At 46.8% G+C, this 22,620-nt stretch carries 21 protein-coding genes; 10 read left to right on the top strand and 11 right to left on the bottom strand.

Annotation, left to right across the window (positions count from 1 at the left end):
• Positions 1-92 precede the first annotated feature (92 nt).
• Both P8H32_RS04175 and bfr read left to right on the top strand, forming a co-directional pair.
• Positions 93-296: a bacterioferritin-associated ferredoxin gene (locus P8H32_RS04175; protein WP_297292559.1), complete on the top strand. Its 204-nt coding sequence runs from the start codon at positions 93-95 to the stop codon at positions 294-296.
• 180 nt (positions 297-476) lie between these two features.
• A complete protein-coding gene (bfr, locus tag P8H32_RS04170; protein WP_297292558.1) occupies positions 477-947 on the top strand; it encodes a bacterioferritin in 471 nt (156 codons plus the stop codon).
• Between the two features lie 174 nt (positions 948-1,121).
• Here bfr and P8H32_RS04165 read toward each other — a convergent pair whose 3' ends face one another.
• Together P8H32_RS04165 and grxD are read right to left on the bottom strand one after the other, a co-directional pair.
• Positions 1,122-3,305, bottom strand: a complete 2,184-nt coding sequence (locus P8H32_RS04165; RefSeq protein WP_301088539.1) for a TonB-dependent receptor — start codon at positions 3,303-3,305, stop codon at positions 1,122-1,124.
• Positions 3,306-3,464: 159 nt separating this feature from the next.
• A complete protein-coding gene (gene grxD / locus P8H32_RS04160) occupies positions 3,465-3,791 on the bottom strand; it encodes a Grx4 family monothiol glutaredoxin (protein ID WP_297292695.1) in 327 nt (108 codons plus the stop codon).
• Between the two features lie 340 nt (positions 3,792-4,131).
• On the opposite strand from grxD, the gene P8H32_RS04155 reads away from it, so the two are divergent.
• The 6 genes from P8H32_RS04155 to P8H32_RS04130 all read left to right on the top strand — a co-directional run bounded on the left by P8H32_RS04155 (position 4,132) and on the right by P8H32_RS04130 (position 12,527).
• Positions 4,132-5,295: an aspartate aminotransferase family protein gene (locus P8H32_RS04155; RefSeq protein ID WP_297292698.1), complete on the top strand. Its 1,164-nt coding sequence runs from the start codon at positions 4,132-4,134 to the stop codon at positions 5,293-5,295.
• A gap of 45 nt (positions 5,296-5,340) precedes the next feature.
• Entirely contained in the window at positions 5,341-6,246 is a 906-nt protein-coding gene (argF, locus tag P8H32_RS04150; protein WP_297292696.1) for an ornithine carbamoyltransferase, read from the top strand.
• A gap of 13 nt (positions 6,247-6,259) precedes the next feature.
• Entirely contained in the window at positions 6,260-7,300 is a 1,041-nt protein-coding gene (locus P8H32_RS04145; protein ID WP_297292697.1) for an ABC transporter ATP-binding protein, read from the top strand.
• Between the two features lie 636 nt (positions 7,301-7,936).
• A complete protein-coding gene (locus P8H32_RS04140; protein ID WP_297291701.1) occupies positions 7,937-10,831 on the top strand; it encodes a ribonucleoside-diphosphate reductase subunit alpha in 2,895 nt (964 codons plus the stop codon).
• A gap of 118 nt (positions 10,832-10,949) precedes the next feature.
• Positions 10,950-12,197 (top strand): ribonucleotide-diphosphate reductase subunit beta, encoded by a 1,248-nt coding sequence (locus P8H32_RS04135; protein WP_297291702.1) that lies wholly within the window; start codon positions 10,950-10,952, stop codon positions 12,195-12,197.
• A gap of 114 nt (positions 12,198-12,311) precedes the next feature.
• Positions 12,312-12,527, top strand: a complete 216-nt coding sequence (locus P8H32_RS04130; protein ID WP_301088538.1) for a hypothetical protein — start codon at positions 12,312-12,314, stop codon at positions 12,525-12,527.
• A gap of 87 nt (positions 12,528-12,614) precedes the next feature.
• On the opposite strand, the gene blaOXA is transcribed toward P8H32_RS04130, so the two are convergent.
• The 3 genes from blaOXA to P8H32_RS04115 all read right to left on the bottom strand — a co-directional run bounded on the left by blaOXA (position 12,615) and on the right by P8H32_RS04115 (position 16,204).
• On the bottom strand, positions 12,615-13,430 hold the full coding sequence (gene blaOXA, locus P8H32_RS04125; protein WP_301088537.1) for a class D beta-lactamase: 816 nt from the start codon (positions 13,428-13,430) through the stop codon (positions 12,615-12,617).
• A gap of 249 nt (positions 13,431-13,679) precedes the next feature.
• Positions 13,680-14,573, bottom strand: coding sequence for a class I SAM-dependent methyltransferase (locus tag P8H32_RS04120; RefSeq protein WP_297291705.1), 894 nt, complete (start codon positions 14,571-14,573; stop codon positions 13,680-13,682).
• A gap of 65 nt (positions 14,574-14,638) precedes the next feature.
• Positions 14,639-16,204, bottom strand: a complete 1,566-nt coding sequence (locus P8H32_RS04115; protein ID WP_297291706.1) for a SulP family inorganic anion transporter — start codon at positions 16,202-16,204, stop codon at positions 14,639-14,641.
• A 279-nt stretch (positions 16,205-16,483) separates the two neighbouring features.
• On the opposite strand from P8H32_RS04115, the gene P8H32_RS04110 reads away from it, so the two are divergent.
• Positions 16,484-16,684, top strand: a complete 201-nt coding sequence (locus tag P8H32_RS04110) for a hypothetical protein (RefSeq protein ID WP_297291707.1) — start codon at positions 16,484-16,486, stop codon at positions 16,682-16,684.
• Between the two features lie 209 nt (positions 16,685-16,893).
• On the top strand, positions 16,894-17,187 hold the full coding sequence (locus P8H32_RS04105; protein ID WP_297291708.1) for a hypothetical protein: 294 nt from the start codon (positions 16,894-16,896) through the stop codon (positions 17,185-17,187).
• 5 nt (positions 17,188-17,192) lie between these two features.
• Here P8H32_RS04105 and P8H32_RS04100 read toward each other — a convergent pair whose 3' ends face one another.
• From P8H32_RS04100 to P8H32_RS04075, 6 genes are all read right to left on the bottom strand, one after another.
• Entirely contained in the window at positions 17,193-17,735 is a 543-nt protein-coding gene (locus tag P8H32_RS04100) for a cytochrome b/b6 domain-containing protein (protein ID WP_301088536.1), read from the bottom strand.
• 233 nt (positions 17,736-17,968) lie between these two features.
• A complete protein-coding gene (locus P8H32_RS04095) occupies positions 17,969-18,718 on the bottom strand; it encodes a hypothetical protein (RefSeq protein ID WP_301088535.1) in 750 nt (249 codons plus the stop codon).
• Positions 18,719-18,747: 29 nt separating this feature from the next.
• Positions 18,748-19,320 carry a DUF2878 domain-containing protein gene (locus P8H32_RS04090; RefSeq protein WP_301088534.1) on the bottom strand — a complete coding sequence of 191 codons (573 nt, stop codon included), beginning with the start codon at positions 19,318-19,320 and terminating at the stop codon, positions 18,748-18,750.
• Positions 19,253-20,518, bottom strand: a complete 1,266-nt coding sequence (locus tag P8H32_RS04085; RefSeq protein ID WP_297291979.1) for a cyclopropane-fatty-acyl-phospholipid synthase family protein — start codon at positions 20,516-20,518, stop codon at positions 19,253-19,255. The genes P8H32_RS04090 and P8H32_RS04085 overlap by 68 nt, the downstream gene beginning before the upstream one ends.
• 61 nt (positions 20,519-20,579) lie before the next feature.
• Positions 20,580-21,359 (bottom strand): DUF1365 domain-containing protein, encoded by a 780-nt coding sequence (locus P8H32_RS04080; RefSeq protein WP_297291980.1) that lies wholly within the window; start codon positions 21,357-21,359, stop codon positions 20,580-20,582.
• A 4-nt stretch (positions 21,360-21,363) separates the two neighbouring features.
• Positions 21,364-22,614: an FAD-dependent oxidoreductase gene (locus tag P8H32_RS04075; RefSeq protein WP_297291981.1), complete on the bottom strand. Its 1,251-nt coding sequence runs from the start codon at positions 22,612-22,614 to the stop codon at positions 21,364-21,366.
• Between the last annotated feature and the right edge of the window lie 6 nt (positions 22,615-22,620).

Raw genomic sequence — 22,620 nt, 5'->3', positions numbered from 1 at the left:
GGGAATAATACATCTAAATGATATTGACAATGATTCTCATTTGAATTAACATTCCCCCATCTTGAACTAAGACAACAAAGAACCGAACCACTATGTACATCTGTTTATGCAAAGCCGTTACTGACAGCCAGATCCGCGAAGCAGTTGCCAAAGGCGCTACCCGGTTTGGCCAGGTCCGTAAGGAGCTGAATCTTGCCTCGCAATGTGGCAAATGCGGTATTCTGGCCCGCGAAGTTTTCGATCAAAGCATTGAACGCAATATCGATAATGAGCAACTGTTCTACGCAGTAAGCTAGCCCCTCCCCTCTATTGACCTCACCCCCTCACCGAGATGCAAGTGCAAGTGCGAGTGCGAGTGCGAATAACTTTTATTCCCATTTTTATCTCATAAAAATCAATAGCTTAGCATTGACAGTATTCCCCCGCTGGCACACACTTGCCAAAAATCACGGAACCATCCCACCCGGAGACACATCATGAAAGGCGACGCCAAGGTTATTGAGCACCTGAACACAGTATTAGGCAACGAACTGGTTGCGATTAACCAGTACTTCCTGCACTCAAGAATGTATAAAGATTGGGGCCTTAAAGACCTGGGTGATCACGAATACCACGAGTCCATTGATGAAATGAAGCATGCGGACAGCCTGATTGAGCGCATCCTGTTTCTTGAAGGCCTACCCAATCTGCAAGATCTGGGCAAACTGTTAATCGGTGAAAACACCAAGGAAATGCTGGAGTGCGACCTCAAGCTGGAAATGATTGCCCATAAGGATTTAAAAGAGGCCGTCGCTTACTGTGAGTCTATTGGCGATTATGTCAGCCGGGATTTATTCCAGAGTATTATGGAATCAGAAGAAGAGCATATTGACTGGCTTGAAACCCAGCTTGGTTTGATTGAGCGGATTGGATTGCAAAATTACCAGCAAAGCCAGATGAGCAGCTAACTTACCCCTCCCCCTCATTGTCGTTCCCGCGCAGGCGGGAACCCAGCACTGAAGATTTCCGCAGCCTGCCCCCGAGTGATTGAGTCGGGGGCAGAAATAACAGCATCAGCATTACACCACAAAGATTACCCCAGACAGCAATGCGCCTTCGTGGGGATGACGGACATAAACAACTTAGAAGCTAACCTGTAAACCAAAGTAAACAGTACGTGGCTTATTGGCGCGAGCTCCGTAAGGCTTGCGGGAAATAATTTCCTGGTCATCTAACAGATTATCAACCTTGGCATAAACCCGGGTTTTTGGGTTTAGCGGATAGCTGGCAGACAGGTCAAACACTAACAGGTCATTTGTCGTTAAGAACCTATCATCCACACCTGCACGGTCGCAGCTATAGTTAATACAAGTTTCATCGGTGTAGCTGGCATTCAGGTAAGTATCCCAACCTGATGCTGCCACATAGCCGATGGAAGCTGCCCACTGGTTCTCTGGAATATCTAGCAATGAATCACCTTTCAGGATATCGCCCTCATCGCTGCTGCTAGTGATTTCAGTATCGGTGTAGGTATAAGTAAAGGTGAACGGGATGCTGTAAGCTGCCCTGCCAGCAAAATCATAGTTCAGTAAAAACTCCAAACCTTCAATTTCTGCCTTACCCTGACTGATGCTACCAAAGTCTTGCGTGCCGCAAGGGTTGGCAACGGTACAATATTGCACAGAGTTTTCGTAATCACTAAAGAAGTAAATCGCTTCTACAAACAGGTTTTCTTCAGCAAAACGCACACCGGCTTCATAGTTAGTGCTTTCTTCAGGGTCTACATTTTCAGCACCGGCGCTAGCTGGTGCAAAACCCTGGTGAACACCGGCTAATAAACCCCACTGGTCATTTAGCTGATAGGTAGCACCTAAAGCTAATAAGGTTTCACTGGTGCTGTTTTCTGCATTGATATAAGAAGAACTGCGATCTATATCGTTATAACGCTTTTGCTGGGTGTCGATATCTTCATAACGAATACCGGCTGTAATATCCAGCTGCTCGTTAACAGCGATATGATCCATGATGTAAACGGAAAGGGCTTCTGCTTCTTCAACACGGTTGTTTTTAGAGCTTGGGTCATCCGTTGACTGATAAACAAGGCTGCCATTAATTTGGTCAAAAATATCAGTAGGCTGGAAGCGATCGACTTCATCTTCATGCCACCGCAAGCCGAAATCCAAATCGTGATTCATGCCGATTAACGACACTTGCCAATTTAGCTCAGCCTGCAAACCGTAAGATTTATATTGGCGAGCATTATGCTTAACCTTAAGACCGCTCTCATCGATAGTGCCATCAAGAATTCCCTGAGCTGTAGCATCACCAGCATTGGCTGCATCGATATAGTCATCACCACCTCCTAATTTGTACCAATCGCGCTCAAAGTCATTGTAATAAGCAGTCGTTTTAAGCGACAAATCATCATTAAATGCCATCAAGTGACCAATCGTTACCGATGCATGCTCGTTATCCATTTGGTCCAGCTCACTAATACCATAACGACGGTTAGGATCTTTATCGAAATCAGCATCCGTTAAACCCAGGTAGCTCTGGTCAGAAACTTCAGTAGAGTACTGCAGTTTGATATCTACCTGGTTGTAGATACCATCGCCTTCAGTGGTATTGAGTCGTAATTTGGCCAGATAATCTTTTTTATCCAAACCGGCATCACGGTTAGAGCGGTCGATATTTTTAAAACCATCAGCATCATGCTGGTGGGTCTCAACCAGCCAACCCATATTATCGCTGCTATCGCCATACCAGGCATGCATACGGTTTTCGCCATCTTCACCAATTTCAACCAATACATCACCCTGTGCTTGTGCAGGAATGGGTGTTGAAATCAGATTAACGGCACCACCAACGGTATAGGGGCCTTGCTTCAATGCTTCAGGGCCTTTCAATACTTCAACAGCATTGACACGACCCGTGGTAGGAAAATAATACGCCGAGGGGCCTGAGTAAGGAGCCGGTGCAATCAGTACACCGTCTTCCATTAAGGTAATCTTTTCAGAGCGGGAACCACCGGCACCACGAATACCGATGTTAGGACGCAGGCCATACCCTTCTTCCTGCTGTACATAAACACCTGGCACCTGGCGCAAGATGCGGTGAATGTCTGTGTACTGGAATTTCTCAAGCTCAGCTTCATCAATTACAAATGCAGAACCGGACATAGTTCTGGCTTCATCTTTGGAGCCAATAATCACAACTTGCTCCAGCGATATCTGTGAAGCCTTGTTTTTCTCTATAGCAGTTGCCACTGCAACACTGCTAGTGACCGCCAACATGAGGCCTAACGACATATTTCTGATAGTTAACACACCTAATCTCCTACATGACTTTAATAACTGGAGTGAATGTTATTCTAAATGATAATGATTTGCAATAACATTACAGTAATTGTCTACAGTCACAAAAAAACCGCCAACTGGCGGCTTTAATAGGATGGCCCCCACAAAAGAGCCAAACGTTAAATCAGCTTATTCTGCCGTTGCAGCAGCCGTCTCTTTAATCAGGGTTTGCAATTCACCCTTTTCAAACATCTCGCAGACGATATCGCAGCCACCGACTAATTCACCACCCACCCAAAGCTGCGGAAAGGTTGGCCAGTTAGCATAGGTTGGCAGGTTAGAGCGTATTTCAGGATTCGATAGAATATCAACAAAGGCGAAACGCTCACCACAAGACATCAGCGACTGTACTGTACGGGCTGAAAAACCGCACTGTGGCTGATTAGGAGAACCCTTCATATATAAAATAATCGAGTTGCTCTCAATTTGGTCTTTAATTGTTTCCATTACGTCCATCAGGTACACCTTAGGTTAAAAAATTTGAATACTATAAATTGAACAGCGCTATAAACTGGACAACATTGTACCGTGATTTACTTGTATTTGCCCGACTAAATTAGTCTGACCTTTTACCACTTGGCCCACCCGCCCCAATCAGGCCATCAGCTGATAGTAAACCCAGCAGCCACGGGCCGTACCACCTACCTATTGTCGATAGAATGATTGCCAAACTGCGGTCAGCGCTATACTATTAGCTCTTAAATCAGGCAGCTCCAGCTGCCTTTTTGCGTTTTTGGCCATTAACTCCAATCACGCATATCTTTAAAAATGAAAGGATAAAACAGTGACAGCTGTTATGAATACCTATGGTCGGCTTCCGGTAAGCTTTAGCCATGGCAAAAACGTCTACCTTTATGATCAGGAAGGCCATGAATACCTGGATGCCATTAGCGGCATCGGTGTTAATGCCCTTGGGCACGCTCACCCGGCGGTAACTGAGGCCATCAAAAGCCAGGCTGACTTACTGATCCATACCTCCAATCTTTATGGCATTGAACGACAGCAAAAACTGGCGGAATCACTCTGCGCTATTTCCGGTATGGAATCCGTGTTTTTTAGTAACTCCGGCGCCGAAGCCAATGAAGCAGCGATTAAAATCGCCAGACTCTATGGCCACAATAACGGCATTGACCTGCCACAAATCGTGGTGATGGATAACGCCTTCCACGGCCGCACCATGGCCACACTAACCGCCTCCGGTAATCGTAAAATCCAGGCGGGCTTTGAGCCGCTGCTGGGTGGTTTTCTGCGGGCACCCCATGGTGATATAGAAGCATTAAAAAATATCGCCCAAAACAACCGCAATGTAGTGGCTGTACTAGTCGAGCCGATTCAGGGCGAAGGCGGTATTAATGTCTTGCCTGAGAATTTTATGCCGCAGCTAAGGGCACTGTGCGATCAGCAGCAGTGGTTAATGATGCTGGATGAAGTGCAATCAGGTAACGGGCGTACCGGTGAATATTTTGCCTACCAACACCACGACCTTTTACCGGATGTGGTGACCACCGCTAAAGGTTTAGGTAATGGTTTACCCATCGGCGCCTGCCTTGCACAGGGCAAAGCGGCCGAGACATTGGGCCCTGGTAATCACGGCTCAACCTATGGCGGCAATCCCCTGGTCTGCGCCGCTGCTCAAGCTGTGGTCGATACCATTGCCGAACAAAAGTTGTGCGACAATGCAAAACAGTTAGGCAACTGGTTGATACGGGGCTTTAGAGAGCAACTGGGCGATAAAGCCATCATTAAAGATATTCGTGGCCAGGGTTTAATGATCGGTATTGAACTGACCCAGCCCTGTGGCGAGCTAGTGAACCAGGCTCGGGAAAAAGGCCTCTTAATTAATGTCACTGCTGGCAATGTTATCCGCCTGCTACCGCCGTTAATTATTAATCAGGCCCAGGCTGAGATTCTACTGGCCTCTATCGTGGATATTGTTAACTCGTTTGCTGAATCGCATTAATTAAAACGAAAACACTCTTAAACGTACATTAATAGAACAAAGCTCATGGCAACCAGACACTTTTTAACCTTACTCGATTTATCACCGCAAGAGCTTAACGCTTTGATTAACAGAGCTATTGCCCTAAAAGCAGAGCTGACCAACGGTGGCCACAACGACCCTTTTAAAAATAAGGTGCTGGGGATGATTTTTGAAAAATCCTCTACCCGTACCCGCGTTTCCTTTGAGGCCGGTATGGCACAGTTTGGCGGTCACGCGATGTTTCTATCCTCAAAGGACACCCAGCTGGGCCGTGGTGAACCCATAGAAGATAGCGCCAGGGTACTCTCATCAATGACCGATATTATTATGATCCGCACCTTCGGCCATAAAATTATCGAGCGTTTTGCCCAATACTCCAAAGTGCCGATCATCAATGCGCTGACGGATGAATACCACCCCTGCCAACTGCTAGCTGATATGCAAACTTTTGTTGAACACAGAGGCAGCATTCAAGGTAAAACAGTGAGCTGGATTGGCGACGGCAATAATATGTGCCAGTCCTATATTAATGCCGCCAGACAATTTGATTTTGAATTGCGCATTGCCTGCCCGGAAGGCTTTGAACCAAATAGCAATTTGGTCAGTGCCAATAAAGACCGAGTCACCATTGTACGCGACCCCGTTGAGGCCGCTAAAAATTCTCACCTGCTAGTAACCGATGTCTGGGCATCTATGGGGCAGGAAGAACAGCAGGCTGAACGTATCAAGCAATTTACCGGCTATCAATTAAATGACCAGCTACTATCGGTCGCCGCCAGCGATGCACTCTATATGCACTGCTTACCGGCACATCGCGGCGAAGAAATTAGTGCCGAGTTAATGGATCACCCCGAGACGGTCATTTGGGATGAAGCCGAAAACCGCTTGCACGCACAAAAAGCCCTGATGGAATTACTGCTAACCCAATAAGGGCAAATATGTTGTGTTAAAAGTTGATAGCATCCAATGCCACTATGGCAGCCAGGCGGTACTGGACAATGTAAGCTTTCATGTTAATGAAGGTGATATTTGCTGCCTGCTGGGCCCCAGCGGTTGCGGCAAGACCACCGCCCTTCGCGCCATCGCCGGTTTTCAACCGCTGGCCAACGGCAGTATCACGCTGGGCGACCAACTACTCAGCAGCAGCGACTTTCAACTGGAACCCGAGCAGCGACAGATTGGCATGGTGTTCCAGGATTACGCCCTGTTCCCGCACCTGACAGTTGGCGACAATATTCGTTTTGGTATCCAGAAACTGTCGGAGCTGGAGCAAGATAAAATTGTTGATAGCCTGCTGGACCTGATCAAACTGGAAAACATTGCCAAGCGCTTCCCTCACGAGCTTTCCGGCGGCCAACAACAGCGTGTTGCACTGGCACGGGCGCTGGCACCCAACCCACGCCTGTTATTACTGGACGAACCTTTTTCCAATCTGGATGTTGATCTTCGTCGCCACCTGAACCTGGAAGTGCGGGATATTTTAAAAGAAGTGGGCACCAGCGCTATTCTGGTGACTCACGATCAAGAAGAGGCCTTTGCCTTTGGCGACCACATAGGCTTGCTGCACGAAGGCCGATTGCAACAATGGGATACACCCTTCAATCTTTACCACGAACCCTGCAATCGCTTTGTCGCTAATTTTATTGGCCAGGGCGGCCTATTGCCGGGCATGAGTATCGACCAACACCAAATCAAAACCGAGCTGGGGGTGATTACTGGCAACCGCGCCTACGACTGGCCAGCTGACACCCCCGTTGATGTGTTGCTGCGCCCCGATGATATTGTGCTTAACCCGGACAACGGCATCAGTAGCACCGTGGTAAAAAAAGTCTTCTCCGGCAGCTCAACCCTCTACACCCTGCAACTGCCCACCGGCAGCCTGGTGGAGTGCCTTTTCCCTAGCCACCATGATTACAAGGTCGGTGACACTCTCAACATCCAGGCTGAGGTCGAGCACTTAATTGCCTTTGGCTTGCAAAAATAGCCTCCCATAAAACAGAAATAACTTTCGCGCATATCAATATCTTTAATTATAAGAAAATATTTTTAGGTCGATAAAACCGTTTTGTTACGGCTTGTTTTTTGTGAATTATTACCGTCCCTGAGTTTGCAGGTTAGTGGTCACAGACAGACTTGTTTACCCACACTTTATCCACAGCTTCTCCTCAGAACTTTACCCTTGCATTACCCCCAAAACCGCATTATCTTGTATAATGTTTTTCGCAGACCCCAATATGTAGGGGTACAGTTGCACTGAAAACTATAAGAAAACTAACCTCAGGACTACAAAAGAATCACGAGAGTTAGTACATACTTATCAATGCAACTAGAAAAACAGAGGGGATAAGTCAGAAAGGCCATTTTTGCCGCTTTTATTTGCGCAAAAGCCGAGTATGAACGTGGATTGAAGAAGATGGAAAAACAGAGGTTCGCATCTACTGTTTTTACTTGGCTGAGCGGCTTAACAGGTCATTTTTTAATGGCTTGCACATGAAGATCATAAAAAACTGTTCATAGCCGGGTTGAATCACAGCATTTCATCTTAGTTAGTCTCACCTCAACAATAAAACCTTAAATACGCTGAGCTAACCACTGCGAGAACGTAGTGCCCGGAGAAACTATGCAAACCGAAGTAGATGATAACAACAAAGCCGTACCCCATGCGGCAGCACCAACGTCTGCAACCTCAAACACCGAAGTACAAGCAACTGCACCTGGGCAATTGCGTGTTATCAAACGTAATGGCACGGTAGTGAGCTATGACGACAGTAAAATTACTGTTGCCATCACCAAAGCTTTTTTAGCCGTTGAAGGTGGCACCGCCGCCGCTTCATCACGCATCCACGAAACGGTGGAAAAACTGTCTCAGCAAGTTAGTGCTATTTTCAAACGTCGTATGCCCTCCGGCGGTACGATGCATATTGAAGATATCCAGGATCAGGTTGAACTGGCCCTAATGCGCAGCGGCGACCACAAAGTGGCCCGCGATTACGTATTGTACCGGGAAGAGCGTCGCCTGCAGCGTGAAGATAAAGCCTCCTCCGAACCGACCAAAGCGCACCCCACCATCAAAGTAAGCCACCCTGATGGCAGCCAGGCACCACTGGACCTTGGCCGCATGGAAATTATTGTGGGTGAAGCCTGTGCCGGGCTTAAAGATGTTGATGCTCAGCACATCATTGATGAAGCCCTGAAAAACCTTTATGACGGTGTGCCCGCCAAAGACGTGAACACCTCCCTGGTGATCACCGCCAGAACCCTGGTTGAGAAAGAGCCTAACTACTCTTATGCAACCTCTCGCTTACTGCTCGACAACCTGCGCGCAGAAGCCCTGCCTTTTCTGGGCATCGCCGACAGCGCAACCCAGGGCGATATGGACACCCTTTATCCCAAAGCTCTTTCGGCTTATATCAACAAAGGTATCGAACTGGAGTTACTGGCGCCAAACCTACTGGATTATGATTTGGACAAACTGGGTCAAGCCATCGATGCATCCCGCGACCTGCAGTTTAACTACCTTGGTCTCCAGACTTTATACGACCGCTACTTTATTCACAGCAATGAAGTGCGCATTGAATTACCGCAGATCTTCTTTATGCGTGTCGCCATGGGCCTGGCCCACCGCGAAGAGCAAAGAGAAGAGCGTGCGATTGAGTTTTATCGTCTACTTAGCTCCTTCGACTATATGAGCTCTACACCGACGTTATTTAATGCCGGTACTTTGCGCCCACAATTATCTTCTTGCTACCTAACCACTGTACCTGATGACTTGCACGGTATTTACGGTGCCATCCAGGACAACGCCATGCTGTCAAAGTGGGCTGGCGGTTTAGGTAACGACTGGACGCCAGTACGTGCCTTAGGTGCCTATATTAAAGGCACTAACGGTAAGTCTCAGGGTGTTGTACCGTTCTTAAAAGTGGTTAACGATACCGCTGTTGCGGTTAACCAGGGCGGCAAGCGTAAAGGCGCTGTCTGTGCCTACCTTGAAACCTGGCATATGGATATCGAAGAGTTTGTTGAGCTACGAAAAAACACCGGTGATGACCGCCGCCGTACTCACGATATGAATACCGCTAACTGGGTACCTGACCTGTTTATGAAACGCGTATTCGATGATGGCGAGTGGACTTTATTCTCACCTAACGATGTCCCTGATCTACACGATTTATATGGCGAAGCTTTTGAACAAGCTTACACCGCCTATGAAGCTCGCTGTAAGTCTGGTGACTTCCCATTATTTAAAACCGTTCGCGCCCAGGAACTATGGCGCAAAATGTTGGGTATGTTGTTTGAAACTGGCCACCCTTGGATCACCTTTAAAGATCCTTGCAACATTCGCTCTCCGCAGCAGCATGTTGGCGTGGTTCACTCTTCAAACCTGTGTACAGAAATTACGCTTAACACCAATAAAGAAGAGATCGCTGTTTGTAACCTGGGCTCGGTTAACCTGGCTCAACATACCGAAGAAGGCGGCCTCAATTTAGAGAAGCTGGAAAAAACCGTTAAGACAGCAGTACGTATGTTAGATAACGTTATCGATATCAACTACTACTCCGTTGGCCAGGCAGAGAAATCCAATATGCTGCACCGTCCTGTTGGGCTTGGCTTGATGGGTTTCCAGGACTCTCTCTACAAGCAACATATTGCCTACGGTTCTGATGACGCGGTGACGTTTGCTGACCGCTCTATGGAAGCCATTAGCTACTTCGCTATCAAGTCTTCCTCTGAACTGGCTGAAGAGCGCGGCAGCTACTCCACCTTTGACGGTTCATTATGGAGCCAGGGTATTTTACCCATCGACTCAGTGAAAAAACTGGTTGAAGAACGTGGTGAGCAATACATCAAAGTCGACCAGTCTCAGACTATGGATTGGGACGGGCTGCGCTCTCAAGTGCAAAGCAAAGGCATGCGTAACTCCAACGTAATGGCCATTGCACCGACAGCTACCATCGCCAATATTACTGGTGTTGCCCAGTCAATTGAGCCGACTTATCAAAACCTTTATGTGAAATCTAACCTCTCCGGTGAATTCACCGTGGTTAACCCACACCTAGTTAACGACCTAAAAGCTCGCGGACTGTGGGACAACGTAATGGTTAACGATCTTAAATACTACGAAGGTAGTGTGCAGCAGATCGACCGTATTCCCGCAGACCTAAAAGCGATGTACGCCACCGCCTTTGAAGTTGAGCCTCGCTGGATTATTGATGCCGCAAGCCGCCGCCAAAAATGGATTGACCAGGCACAGTCGCTCAACCTTTACATTTCCGGTGCCTCCGGCAAGAAGCTGGATATCACTTACCGTATGGCCTGGTACAGCGGCCTGAAGACGACTTATTATCTACGCGCCTTAGCGGCCACCGGTACTGAGAAGTCTACGATTGATACCGGCTCGCTAAACGCCGTATCTTCCGCAGCAGCACCCGCAGCGCCAGCAGAAGCCGCCGCAGGTCCAGCACCGGTACCTCAGGCTTGTTCACTGGACGATCCTGATTGCGAAGCTTGCCAATAGCACACCGAGTAAAAAGAACTTAAGCATTACACCCCGCCACCAATTATAGATATAGACAGGCGGGGGTAAAAAATAGAACACCATACCGCTAGCGGTATGTTAAAGAGGTAAATAAAGTATGCTGAATTGGGATGAGTACAATGTTGAAGAAAACGAAAGCGCAATGCCACCGCCTGTTGCACAGGAAGTCATTACGCCGGAAGTAGAGGCCGCACCAGCACCTCAAGCTGCTGCACCCGCAGCTGAAGCACCAGCCGTCAAACCAACAGGCAGCGCCGCAGCCAAAGCTGAAGCCGCTATTGCCAACCTGGATGTTTCTGCCGGCCTTGAAGAACTGGAAATGGGCGCTGCCCGTCTTACCGTTGACGACAAGGCTATGATCAACTGCCGCGCTGACCTAAACCAGTTAGTGCCCTTTAAATATGACTGGGCCTGGCAGAAATATCTGGATGGCTGTGCCAACCACTGGATGCCACAAGAAGTTAACATGACCGCTGACGTCGCCTTGTGGAAAGACCCTAACGGCCTTAGTGATGACGAACGTCGCATTGTTATGCGCTCTTTAGGTTACTTCTCTACTGCCGACTCGCTGGTTGCCAATAACTTAGTACTGGCTATGTACCGCCATATCACCAACCCTGAGTGTCGCCAGTACCTATTACGCCAGGCCTTTGAAGAAGCAATTCATACCCACGCTTACCAGTACTGTGTTGAGTCATTGGCTATGGATGAGGGTGAAGTATTCAATATGTACCGCGAACTGCCTTCAATCGCCAAAAAAGCCGCCTGGAGCTTAAAGCATACTCACGCGCTGTCTGACCCGAACTTTAAAACCGGCACCCACGAAGCAGACCAGGAATTGCTACGCAACCTGATCGGTTTCTACGGGGTGACTGAAGGTATTTTCTTTTACTGTGGCTTTACCCAGATTCTGTCTATGGGTCGCCGTAATAAAATGACCGGTGTTGCCGAGCAGTTCCAGTACATCCTGCGGGATGAATCGATGCACCTGAACTTTGGCATCGACGTGATCAACCAAATCAAACTGGAAAACCCACAACTGTGGAGCGAAACATTCCAGCAGGAAATTATTCAAATGATTCTGGAAGGCACCCAGCTTGAAATCGAATACGCCCGTGACTCTATGCCCCGCGGTGTACTCGGTATGAACGCTGCCATGATGGAAGAGTACCTACAGTTTATTGCCAACCGCCGCTTAACCCAGCTGGGCTTGCCGGAGCAATACATTGGCGCGCAGAACCCATTCCCATGGATGAGTGAAATTATGGACTTGCGCAAAGAGAAAAACTTTTTTGAAACTCGCGTTATCGAGTATCAAACAGGCGGTGCATTGACTTGGGACTAGCCGTCATTCCCGCGAAGGCGGGAATCCAGAGGTGCATGCAGGCTGGGCCCCCGCCTTCGCGGGGGCGACAGAGATGTTAAAGACAAAACTCACTAGCGATAACAGGATAGGGCCATGAGCGAAAGCGAAGACAAGAAAGCCCAGGTAGACCCAGAAACCATTTTGATGACCCTGGACCAAATTGGCCAGACCATTGAGATTATGACCAATGTTGTCGGCCGGTTGCGAGGCTATATCACTGAGCAAACTGAACATGAAACCAAGGCTAGCCCGCCAAAAGAAACGGATATAACGACACCTTATGTGGAGCAGTCACAGGCCATTCATTAAGCCCATCTGACCCGCTTTAAAACAACATTAAAACAACATTAAAACAAAACAACATTAAAACCCTGAACAAAAGAAGCCAGCGCTCACCTAACCCGACGGCAACGCATCAAGAGACTGGAGGACAACTCTGGCAATCGCTTCACGCTTGTATAAATCATCGGCCTTATTAGGTGTGTCTATATTTAATGCAAAAAAGACCGGACCAGTCGGCCAATCGACCCATCCTACCCACCAGCCATAACCGCCATCCCATCCCGTTTTGGCACATAATGTCCAGGTATCACCTTTATCGAGCTGCATAATATCTTTTACAATACCCTGGTGTAGCGATGAAAACGGGAGTTGGTTTCGATGTAATTTTTTTAGAAAGGCTACTTGTTCATAAGCAGAAATAGCCAGGTCTCCTTCAACCCAATAATTTCCGCTTGCGGTATGAAGGTCCTTATTACCATAGTCTATTTCACGCAAGTAACGCTGCACCCTTTTTTTACCAATCTTTTTAGCAAACTGCTCATAGACCCAAATCGCAGAATATTGCATAGCAGAACGCAAATCCTGATTTTGATTGTGCAGCTCGTAATCCCTCTTTATACCGTCCCATTCAAACACCTGGAACTCATCTTCTACAGCGCCAGCATCCAAAGCAAACAGCGTATGGGGAATCTTATAAGTAGACGCTGGAGAGTAACGCTTAAGAGCTCGAGCATTGTTAAATACCCAATTTTTTGCATAGGGGCCACGTTCATCAATAACAACGATAGTGCCTTTGGCAGAAAACTGATCAAAATACCGCACCCAATCAGCTCGCTCAACGATACTGTTTTGACCGTAGCTAATAGGGCTGATCAAAAAAAGTACCAGTATAAAAAATACCGATATAAAAAATGGCGATTTATATAACATGACATCCTCTGTATCCAGCGCCCAACAGAATGATTATGCTTGCACTCTCTAGCTATAAGACACTTCTAAGGAATAAATCCCCACCTCATCAAGGAAAAAAATCAAATAAACAAATGAACCTCTATTTGTGAATGGCCGTTTTCTATTGCGCAAAAATGCGAAAACAATAGTCCACTGAGTGAAATTTTTAAGATTATAAAATTAACTAAACCAGAGCGGTTTTTTGGCGGTGAAACAAGCGTTTAATTCTTATTTTTTAATAAACTTCAAAGTCATACGATCAGATTCACCAATCGCCATATTGGCCGCCTTATTTTCAGGCGCAGTTCTCAGTGATGGAGGCAAGCGCCACACTGAGTCACCAACTACCGGCTGATCTTTCGGGTTGGCATTGATTTCACTGCTATCGACCAGCTCAAAGCCCGCCTGCTCAAACATGGCCACAACAGCCGCCTGCTTCAGGTAGCCATTACTGCCATTGGCCCATTGCTCATCGGCATCTGCTGGTGCACGGTGCTGTACTACAGCTACAATACCACCGGTTTTTAATAAGGCATTTATTGCTTTTAATGCGGCGGTACGAGTGCCGGCTTTGGCTTCAAAGCGGTTCAGGTTATGTAGTGCACGAATCATAATCACTGCATCGAGAGTGCCATTGATCGACTTGGGGATACCGCCAAAGGCATAACCCGCGGCAGGCAATTTTTCTGCCCCGGGGTAAGCTGCCACCTTATCGCCAAAAGCTTTATGGGCCTCAATGCGCTTTGCGATAACATCGGGTTTAAAAAAGCCAAACATCGGCCACATATCATCGGCATAATTAATGCCATAGAAGGCCCCTTCTGAGCCCGCACTTTCTGAAGCCACATAGGGCGCCAAGATGTGTGAGTACCAACCGCCACCGGGTAAAACTTCTGCGATTTTCATACCGGGAGTTATGCCAAAAAACTCAATCGTTTCTTTAGGGTGGCGACTGCTATCGCGAGCCTTAAAATCATCGCTGCGGCTATCCAAAATCCTATTAAGTTTCGCGCTGGCCACTTGCTGGTCGTCACTGCCCGTGGTGGCAGCACAGGCGGCAACGATCAAAGTCACAGCGAGTAAAGCAGTCTTAACAAAGGTAGAGGGGGCTATCACTTTCATGGCGTATTTCCTTTGAAATAAAATAAGCTCGCTGATTGTCCATACATATTTAGTGTCCAGACATATTAAGCCAAAGCATCCTCAGCCACAAAGTACTTGGGATCTTCAATCACATTGACTTCAACCAAACCACCAGCCTTTTTCAATAAATGACGACACTCTTCACTCAAATGCACCAAGTGCAGGGTTTTACCCGCATTTACATAGCGCTCAGCCAAGGTATCAATAGCCTCCAGACCAGAGTGATCTGCCACCCGTGAGCGGGCAAAGTCGATCACCACATCATCGTTATCGGTACTGGGGTCAAAGTGTTCAAGGAAGGACGTAGCTGAGCCAAAGAACAGCGGGCCAGTCACCGCATAAACGGTTGAACCTTTATGATCTTCCTTTGCATCAATGCGAATATGCTTGGCGTGGTCCCAGGCAAATACCAGCGCCGACACAATCACACCAACCACAACCGCAACCGCTAAATCGGTTGCTACGGTTACGCCGGATACGGTAATCAGGATCAAGGCATCACTGCGTGGCACTTTGCGCAAAATACGGAAGCTACTCCACTCAAAGGTACCAATTACCACAATAAACATAACGCCAATCAACGCCGCCAGGGGAATTTTTTCAATCAGTGCAGAACCTACAAGAATAAAAAACAATAGAGACAGTGCAGCGGTAATACCGGAAAGACGACCGCGACCACCGGAGTTTACATTGATCATACTCTGGCCAATCATCGCGCAACCACCCATACCACCAAACATACCAGTCACGGTATTGGCAACGCCCTGGCCAATACACTCTTTATTGCCACGACCACGGGATTCGGTAATTTCATCCACCAGGCGCAGCGTCAGCAAAGACTCAATCAAACCAATGGCTGCCAAAATCACCGAATAAGGGAGGATGATCCAGAAGGTTTCCAGATTGAAGGGCACCGAAGGAATATGGAAAGTCGGTAGGCCGCCTTTGATAGAGGCCACATCGCCCACTACACGGGTATTTAAGTCCAGACCAAACACTAGCAGCGTCACCGCCACAATGGCGACCAGCGAAGAAGGTACAGCGGTGGTAAAACGGGGCAGGAAATGAATAATCAACATGGTGATTACTACCAGGCCCAACAACATATAAAGCTGCTGCCCTTCCAGCCAAGCCACATCAACAATGGTGCCTTCCATAAACGTACCGCTCAACCAGCCCGGCTCACCGGCAACACCAAACTGACCCAATTGAGCCAGGAAAATAACAATCGCCAGACCGTTCACAAAACCCAGCATCACTGGATGCGGCACCATGCGGATAAATTTACCCAGTCGTAATACCCCCGCCATTATTTGCAAAAAGCCCATCAGCACCACCGTAGCAAACAGGTATTCAACTCCGTGGTCAGCCACCAGGGTTACCATCACCACGGCCAAAGCACCGGTAGCCCCTGAAATCATACCGGGACGACCACCGATACAAGCGGTGATTAAACCCACCATAAAAGCAGCATACAGCCCAACCAACGGCTCCACACCAGCAACAAACGCAAAGGCTACCGCCTCAGGCACCAGCGCCAACGCTACCGTTAAGCCCGAAAGCACATCATTCTTGATGGTGGCTACTTTACTTGGGTGAAACTCAAACATGTCATTCTCTCAGTCAACATCAATACATTAGCCCGCATCCATCATCATTGATGACACGGAACTGAAATAGGTTCTCTAATCGGCAGGAATTGTTGTTATACGGCCAGTAGAAGGGTCGCGCATTCTAGCTAAAACAGCCTCTGAATTCAATGTAGCCCATAAGTGGCCTTAGGCCTGCACCCTCAAAGCCTGCACTGTCAATGATTGCAGAAGCCACGCAGTAAGCGTCAATTATGTGTATACTGTCTATCCATTTAGCTGATTAAAGGCACCCTTTCCATGGCAGCCAAGCCCAAAACAACCACAGGTAGAAAGAAGCAACCTGACGCTACAGAGACATCCCTATCGATTGAAGAGCAAACCGCGGCCTTTTTAAAAGCCGGCGGAGCTATTGAACAAATTGAATCCGGGGTAAGCGGCCAGCAGAGTATGGCGGGGCCCAAGCATATTACCTTGAGCAATAAGCCCAAAAGTGAATAAGCTGGCAGCGTCCGGGGCCTCCTCCCTCATCCCTATCAATTCTGTTAAGCCGCTAAAACACAAAGTAAGAAATATGTAAATATGCACGAAGCCGCTGTGCTTATGTTGCTATATAATGAAGGGAAAGCAGTTGCTGCGATTGCGATATATCAAAGAATAAACACAAAAAAAATAACTAAAATATCAGCAAATACTGACCAGGAAAAACAATGAAGGCTATATGCCCCGCATGTAATAATTGTTCACAAATGGGTTGGCACAAAGCAACCATAAGTCCATTAATCACTATACCCTGTGATAGCTGTGGAACTGAGTTGACGGTAAGTTGGAAAAACTATCTGCATACGGTACTGCCTGCTTCACTCTGGTTTTTGATAGGGTATCTACTAACAGAAGAGAGCTCTATAGAGCAATATCTGGTTATTGGTTCTTCGATTGTATTGATGACATTATGCCAACTGCTATTTTTACCGCTTGACGCTACAGCCACTGATAACAGTTGAAAATCTTACACATGCATGCCGGGTATCATTCTACGAAAACCGACCTTGTAACGGAGTGCGTGGTATACAAACACCATCAGGTAAGTCAGCAACATCCCATAATTAAATAACACAAAAATGTTGTGGGCACTACTGGCAAAAGCCATTGCCCAACCTTCCAATATCGGCAGGGTAAATAAACCAAATAGGCTGACTTCATAACCTATGGCCCAGCTATTCATAAAGCCACTAACACTCAGGCCCAGTACACTTATATAAAGGAATAACAGCGTTAACCGCGATAGGCCATAGGCATTTTCTGTCATGCGTTTGGGGGCCTGTGGTCGCGGATTTTTAGCCCACCACAACAAACGCAGCGCGACAAATACAAAACTCACTACGCCCAGGGTCATATGCATGGCACGATAAAAGTCTCGATCAGGGTCAACCACATTCATTAGTGGCCACGAGATAGAAATAACCAAGGTAATAGTAAAACTAAAGAAAACCAGCCAAGCCAATATAGCGGAGGTTACGCCATAAGTTTTCTTTGTATCTGGATCCAGCATAGATTTTGCACTCTTTAAAGGTCAGCCAAACAACTATTGTCAGGTTATTATTAAAGGCGATATTGTTACCTAAGCGCATGTAATAATCTACCGAACGCAACTATATTCTTAACACTTTTCTGCATGTGGCTAGAGGCGTTGCATCACTCAAAAAAGACCGTCATTCCCGCGAAGGCGGGAATCCAGCCTGCATGCTTATGCTGTTATTTCCGCTAAAGCGGAAATCTACAGCACTAGATTCCCGCCTTCGCGGGAATGACGATAGTTATTTTCGCCGGAGTCTGCCCTCGAGTGCATTTGTCGGGGTCAACACATAGACTTTGGTAACGGTAGCGGATATCTACCACCAAACTTTTGCCTTTTTTATCCATCATATTCCCTAAGCCCCTAAAGCGACTGAGTTGCCTGGTATTTTTGTCATAGCTTAGCTCAATGGGGTCTAGCAGCAAACGAATAAACCAATTAGAAGAGTTTATCGAAAAGCAAACATCATCCGGCTGCTCAGCCGAACAAAGCTTTTGCTTAATTCTTAAATTGACCAGACTCATACGGGTTGGTGCCGGGAAGTAAAATTCCAGAATGGCTCCGTTCAACAGGGATGACCAATTTTCTCGCACATAGTTATCAAAACCCGCATCAATGACCAACGGCCAATTGGCATCCAGGGTAGCGCGGTCTTCTTCATTGTCATTGTCGGTATAGGCGAGTGATAACTGGTCTTTATCCAAAACTATTTGTATCTTCTCCGGATACACCCAGGCTTGGTGGTTAACGGCAGGAGTAGATTTACCCGACCTGTAATTAAGAGACTTCTCAGCCATTTTGATATTATCCTGCGTCATATAGACCACCCGATGGTCCATACCATCATCAGAATAATAATGAAACTCACGGTACAGCAATGCATCTCCATCCGGGGCATAGGCATCGCCGACAACAGTTAGACTATCAGCGTAAACCTGCGATAAAAGCAGGAGTAACATGCCGGTTTTATACAAAAAACCAAGCACAATTACTGGACTTCCCGGAAGCGAATATAGAGATAAAAAGCGGGTAATAACACGGCCCAACAAAGACTGATATACACCATTGACAATAACGGCGGCGAAGACAAGGCGACATCAGCCAGTCTACTGCCTGCAAAATAAGACATTGGACCGAAAAAACCACCCAATATTACGGCCAGCCACAACCAGTTTTTTAACCATTCAAGACTATGATTTAAAGTGGTAGCAAATAACACCCACAGACAAAATAACCAGAACGGGATATAGAATAATGAAGATGACTTAAAAGAAAACACACCGAAATGAGCCAAGCTACTATCTACAACAAAGCCAGTAACTGCGACAATCGCAATCAACGACCATTCAAAACGTTTATTAACAACAAATAACTGATGGATACAGAGAATGGTGGCAGTCACCACAAAGGCAATCGCATCGCCGCCTAACACACAGGCAAACCAGCCCAGCTGAAACAGCGCAGCATTGAGGAGTTTCTTGTTCGCGGCGCCTTTAATGAGCTGGAGTAATCTCCCTGGCGCCCGGTTTTGCAAATACAATTTGCGCAGTACTGATAGCACGCTCGGCAAAGCCTCCCTCACAGTAACAAAGATAAAATTCCCACATACGGCAGAATACATCATCAAAGCCCATCTGCTTAACCGTATCAATTTCAGTATGGAAACGCTTGCGCCATTCAGCCAATGTCTTAGCGTAATCCCGGCCGATATCATGGTGATTAACCATCATCATATCGGTATTGCGCGATATGCATTGCGCAATAATTTCATTAGAGGGCAAGCAACCTCCCGGGAAAATATAACGCTGGATAAAATCAACCGTACGCTTGGCTTGCTGGTAACGCTGGTCAGCAATGGTAATTGCCTGGATTAACATCAAACCATCATCTTTTAATAAGCTGGAACATTTTGCAAAGTAGTTGTCGTAGTATTCGTGGCCAACGGCCTCAATCATTTCGATGGAAACCAGTTTGTCATACTGACCTTTCAGGTCACGATAGTCTTCCAGCAATAGGGTGATTTTATCTTCCAGCCCTTCGCGCTTAACAGCGGCGCAGGCGTAATCATATTGCTCTTGTGAGATCGTTGTAGTGGTCACTTTACAGCCATAGTTTTTGGCCGCATAAATCGCTAAACCGCCCCACCCTGTTCCTACTTCCATTAGGTGGTCGCCCTCACCTAAGCGCAGCTTTTTACAAATACTATCCAGCTTAAATAATGAAGCTTCCTCCAGGCTGGCATTTTCCGAAGGAAAAATAGCCGAGGAATACATCATGGTGGGGTCAAGAAATAAAGCAAAGAAGTCGTTACCCAAATCATAGTGAGCGGAAATATTTTTGCGCGAACCGCTTTGGGTATTGGCATTAAGCAGATGCATGACCTTTGAAGAGATACGATTCAATAATGGACGGGTATTATCCATTTTATTCAGCATATCCAAATTTAATGTCATCAGGCGAATCACATCCAGCAAACTTGATGAAGACCAACTACCCAACATATAAGCTTCAGCGGAACCGATAGAGCCACCCAATAAAATATCTTTATAGGTTGAGGGGTGGTGAATAAACACATGGGCAATCAGGCTTGCCGTCTCTGCTGGCTCACCAAATTCATAGACTTCACCATCCTCTTCAAGAATTAATCGGCCAGTGGTGATATGAGCCATCGCCTTTAGCAAGGCTTTTTTTGCCATGGCATCCCAAAAACTGGCTTTAACTTCGCGGCTGGTTTTATTATTTACGCTTGCAATGCTCATAGGTATTTTATTCTATTTATTTCCAGTTACTGTTAAGGTTTATCTCACCCGCGCTTTATCTTTACGGTTGAGCTAATGGCTTTTTTGGCTCGTTATTTTTGGGGTGATCAAAAACCGGGACTCCTTTGGCGAATAGCTTAGCAGCTTCCCAATAAATGCCTGCAACTATTTTCAAGGTCATTAATGGATAACTCCAAATTAGCCGCCGTAATTTAGTCGCGCTGATTTCTTCTCGCTCCAAAACCAGAGTGGCATCAAATTCCATGACTTCCTTATCGGCCTCGCCTCGCCAGTTTTGCATATTGATACGCAAACTGTCATCTGGCAAGCTGCTGCGCCAGTCGTATCGCACATCCATTGGATTAAACGGCGACACATGAAACTCTTTGTTAAAACTTATACGCTGGTATTGGCGGCTTGGGTCACAAGATAGCACGTAGCAATGACGCTCGTCCCAGGGAGTATTATTCACTTCAGCGATAATGGTTTGCAGCCGCTCTTGCTTATCAAAGCAGTAGTAACAGCTAATAGGGTTCATAATAAAACCAAAATAACGCAGGTTGCTCAATAAGCGGATGGGACCATCCGGATAAATACCGGTTTGCTTTTCAACCTGCTGCCTGACGGCGGTATCAAGGGGAATAGAAGGATCACCGAGAAAGTCTTCGCGCTTAAAGCGAGCCAAAGCCCAGCGCCTGGTAGACCACAACCGGGTCCCCTTAAAGACTTCGTCTAACTCGTTCAGGTCCAGCAACATCATAAAAATTTTATACTGCAGGCTATGATACCTGGGAGTATAGCGACGATGGCGGACCCAGCCTTTGTAGATTGCACTTTTCATCCACTTACCACTTTGCACCCAGTGCTTTGGCCACACGAATGCCACTGCTGGCACCGTCTTCATGAAAGCCATTAGCCCAGTAAGCACCGCAAAACCAGGTGCGATTAACACCATTAATATCACCCCAACGCTCAGCAGCAGCTACGGACTGCAGAGAAAATACCGGGTGACTGTAGTTGTATTGACCCAATATTTTGCTGCTGTCAATTGACTCTGTGGCATTCAGGGTGACACAAAAAGTTTCTGGCGCCTCAATACCCTGCAGGATATTCATGTTGTAGGTCAGTATGGCCTGCTCCTGACGCTCTGAACGTAGCCAGTAGTTCCAGCTGGACCAGGCTAGTTTTTTATTGGGTAAAATGCTTGCATCGGTATGTAACACCACATCATTTTTCTGGTAGGGAATAGCACCCAGTACTTCTTTTTCTGCGACAGTAGCATCGTTCAACATGGATAATGCCTGGTCACTATGGCTCGCCACTATTACCTGATCAAAGCGCTCTATGGAACCATCGGCCAGACTTATATCAACACCGGTTTCATCACGGCTGATGCTTGCCACTGGGCTATTGACGCGAATGCGATCTTTAAAGCCTGCGGTCAATGGCTGTAGATATTCCCGGGACCCACCTTTTATCACTCGCCACTGGGGGCGATTATTAACACTTAATAAGCCATGGTTTTTAAAGAAGCGTACAAAAAACAATAACGGAAAATCAAACATACTATCGGTAGAGGCTGACCAAATAGCGCTACCCATAGGGATCAAATATTTATTGGCAAAGGTTTCACCGTAGCCATTACTTTTTAAATATTCGCCTAAGGTAATGCCCTCTTCTATACGACCCGACTCTAAATGCTCAATCGACTCTTTATTAAAACGCAGAATATCTTTGATCATTTTTAAATAAGAAGGGCTAAAAATATTGCGCCGCTGGGCAAACAAGGTGTTGAGGTTATTGCCGCCGTATTCCAAGCCAGATAAGTCACAACTCACACTAAAGCTCATTTCTGTGGGCTGTGATTGCACACCTAACTCATCCATTAAGCGAATAAAATTGGGGTAGGTCCAATCGTTATAGACGATAAAACCCGTATCAACGGCATAGTCTTTGCCCTGTAGCGTCACATCCATCGTTGCCGTATGGCCGCCAATATTCGCCTCACTTTCAAATACGGTAATTTCATGATCGTGCTGTAATAAATAGGCGGAACTTAAACCGGAAATTCCTGAGCCTATAACTGCTATTTTCACTAATAA

The sequence above is a fragment of the Oceanicoccus sp. genome (assembly GCF_029238675.1).
Taxonomy (GTDB): Bacteria; Pseudomonadota; Gammaproteobacteria; order Pseudomonadales; family Dasaniaceae; genus Oceanicoccus.
This window is presented reverse-complemented; position numbering and strand designations above follow the sequence as displayed.

Excerpts from the sequence above, each read along its gene's own strand:
- P8H32_RS04140 (WP_297291701.1), top strand. The coding sequence starts at position 7,937 with ATGCAAACCGAAGTAGATGATAACAACAAAGCCGTACCCCATGCGGCA.
- P8H32_RS04130 (WP_301088538.1), top strand. The coding sequence starts at position 12,312 with ATGAGCGAAAGCGAAGACAAGAAAGCCCAGGTAGACCCAGAAACCATT.
- P8H32_RS04080 (WP_297291980.1), bottom strand. The coding sequence starts at position 21,359 with ATGAAAAGTGCAATCTACAAAGGCTGGGTCCGCCATCGTCGCTATACT.
- P8H32_RS04175 (WP_297292559.1), top strand. The coding sequence starts at position 93 with ATGTACATCTGTTTATGCAAAGCCGTTACTGACAGCCAGATCCGCGAA.
- P8H32_RS04115 (WP_297291706.1), bottom strand. The coding sequence starts at position 16,204 with ATGTTTGAGTTTCACCCAAGTAAAGTAGCCACCATCAAGAATGATGTG.
- argF (WP_297292696.1), top strand. The coding sequence starts at position 5,341 with ATGGCAACCAGACACTTTTTAACCTTACTCGATTTATCACCGCAAGAG.
- P8H32_RS04100 (WP_301088536.1), bottom strand. The coding sequence starts at position 17,735 with ATGCTGGATCCAGATACAAAGAAAACTTATGGCGTAACCTCCGCTATA.
- P8H32_RS04085 (WP_297291979.1), bottom strand. The coding sequence starts at position 20,518 with ATGAGCATTGCAAGCGTAAATAATAAAACCAGCCGCGAAGTTAAAGCC.
- grxD (WP_297292695.1), bottom strand. The coding sequence starts at position 3,791 with ATGGACGTAATGGAAACAATTAAAGACCAAATTGAGAGCAACTCGATT.
- P8H32_RS04095 (WP_301088535.1), bottom strand. The coding sequence starts at position 18,718 with ATGTTACTCCTGCTTTTATCGCAGGTTTACGCTGATAGTCTAACTGTT.
- P8H32_RS04135 (WP_297291702.1), top strand. The coding sequence starts at position 10,950 with ATGCTGAATTGGGATGAGTACAATGTTGAAGAAAACGAAAGCGCAATG.
- P8H32_RS04105 (WP_297291708.1), top strand. The coding sequence starts at position 16,894 with ATGAAGGCTATATGCCCCGCATGTAATAATTGTTCACAAATGGGTTGG.
- bfr (WP_297292558.1), top strand. The coding sequence starts at position 477 with ATGAAAGGCGACGCCAAGGTTATTGAGCACCTGAACACAGTATTAGGC.
- blaOXA (WP_301088537.1), bottom strand. The coding sequence starts at position 13,430 with ATGTTATATAAATCGCCATTTTTTATATCGGTATTTTTTATACTGGTA.
- P8H32_RS04155 (WP_297292698.1), top strand. The coding sequence starts at position 4,132 with ATGAATACCTATGGTCGGCTTCCGGTAAGCTTTAGCCATGGCAAAAAC.
- P8H32_RS04120 (WP_297291705.1), bottom strand. The coding sequence starts at position 14,573 with ATGAAAGTGATAGCCCCCTCTACCTTTGTTAAGACTGCTTTACTCGCT.
- P8H32_RS04110 (WP_297291707.1), top strand. The coding sequence starts at position 16,484 with ATGGCAGCCAAGCCCAAAACAACCACAGGTAGAAAGAAGCAACCTGAC.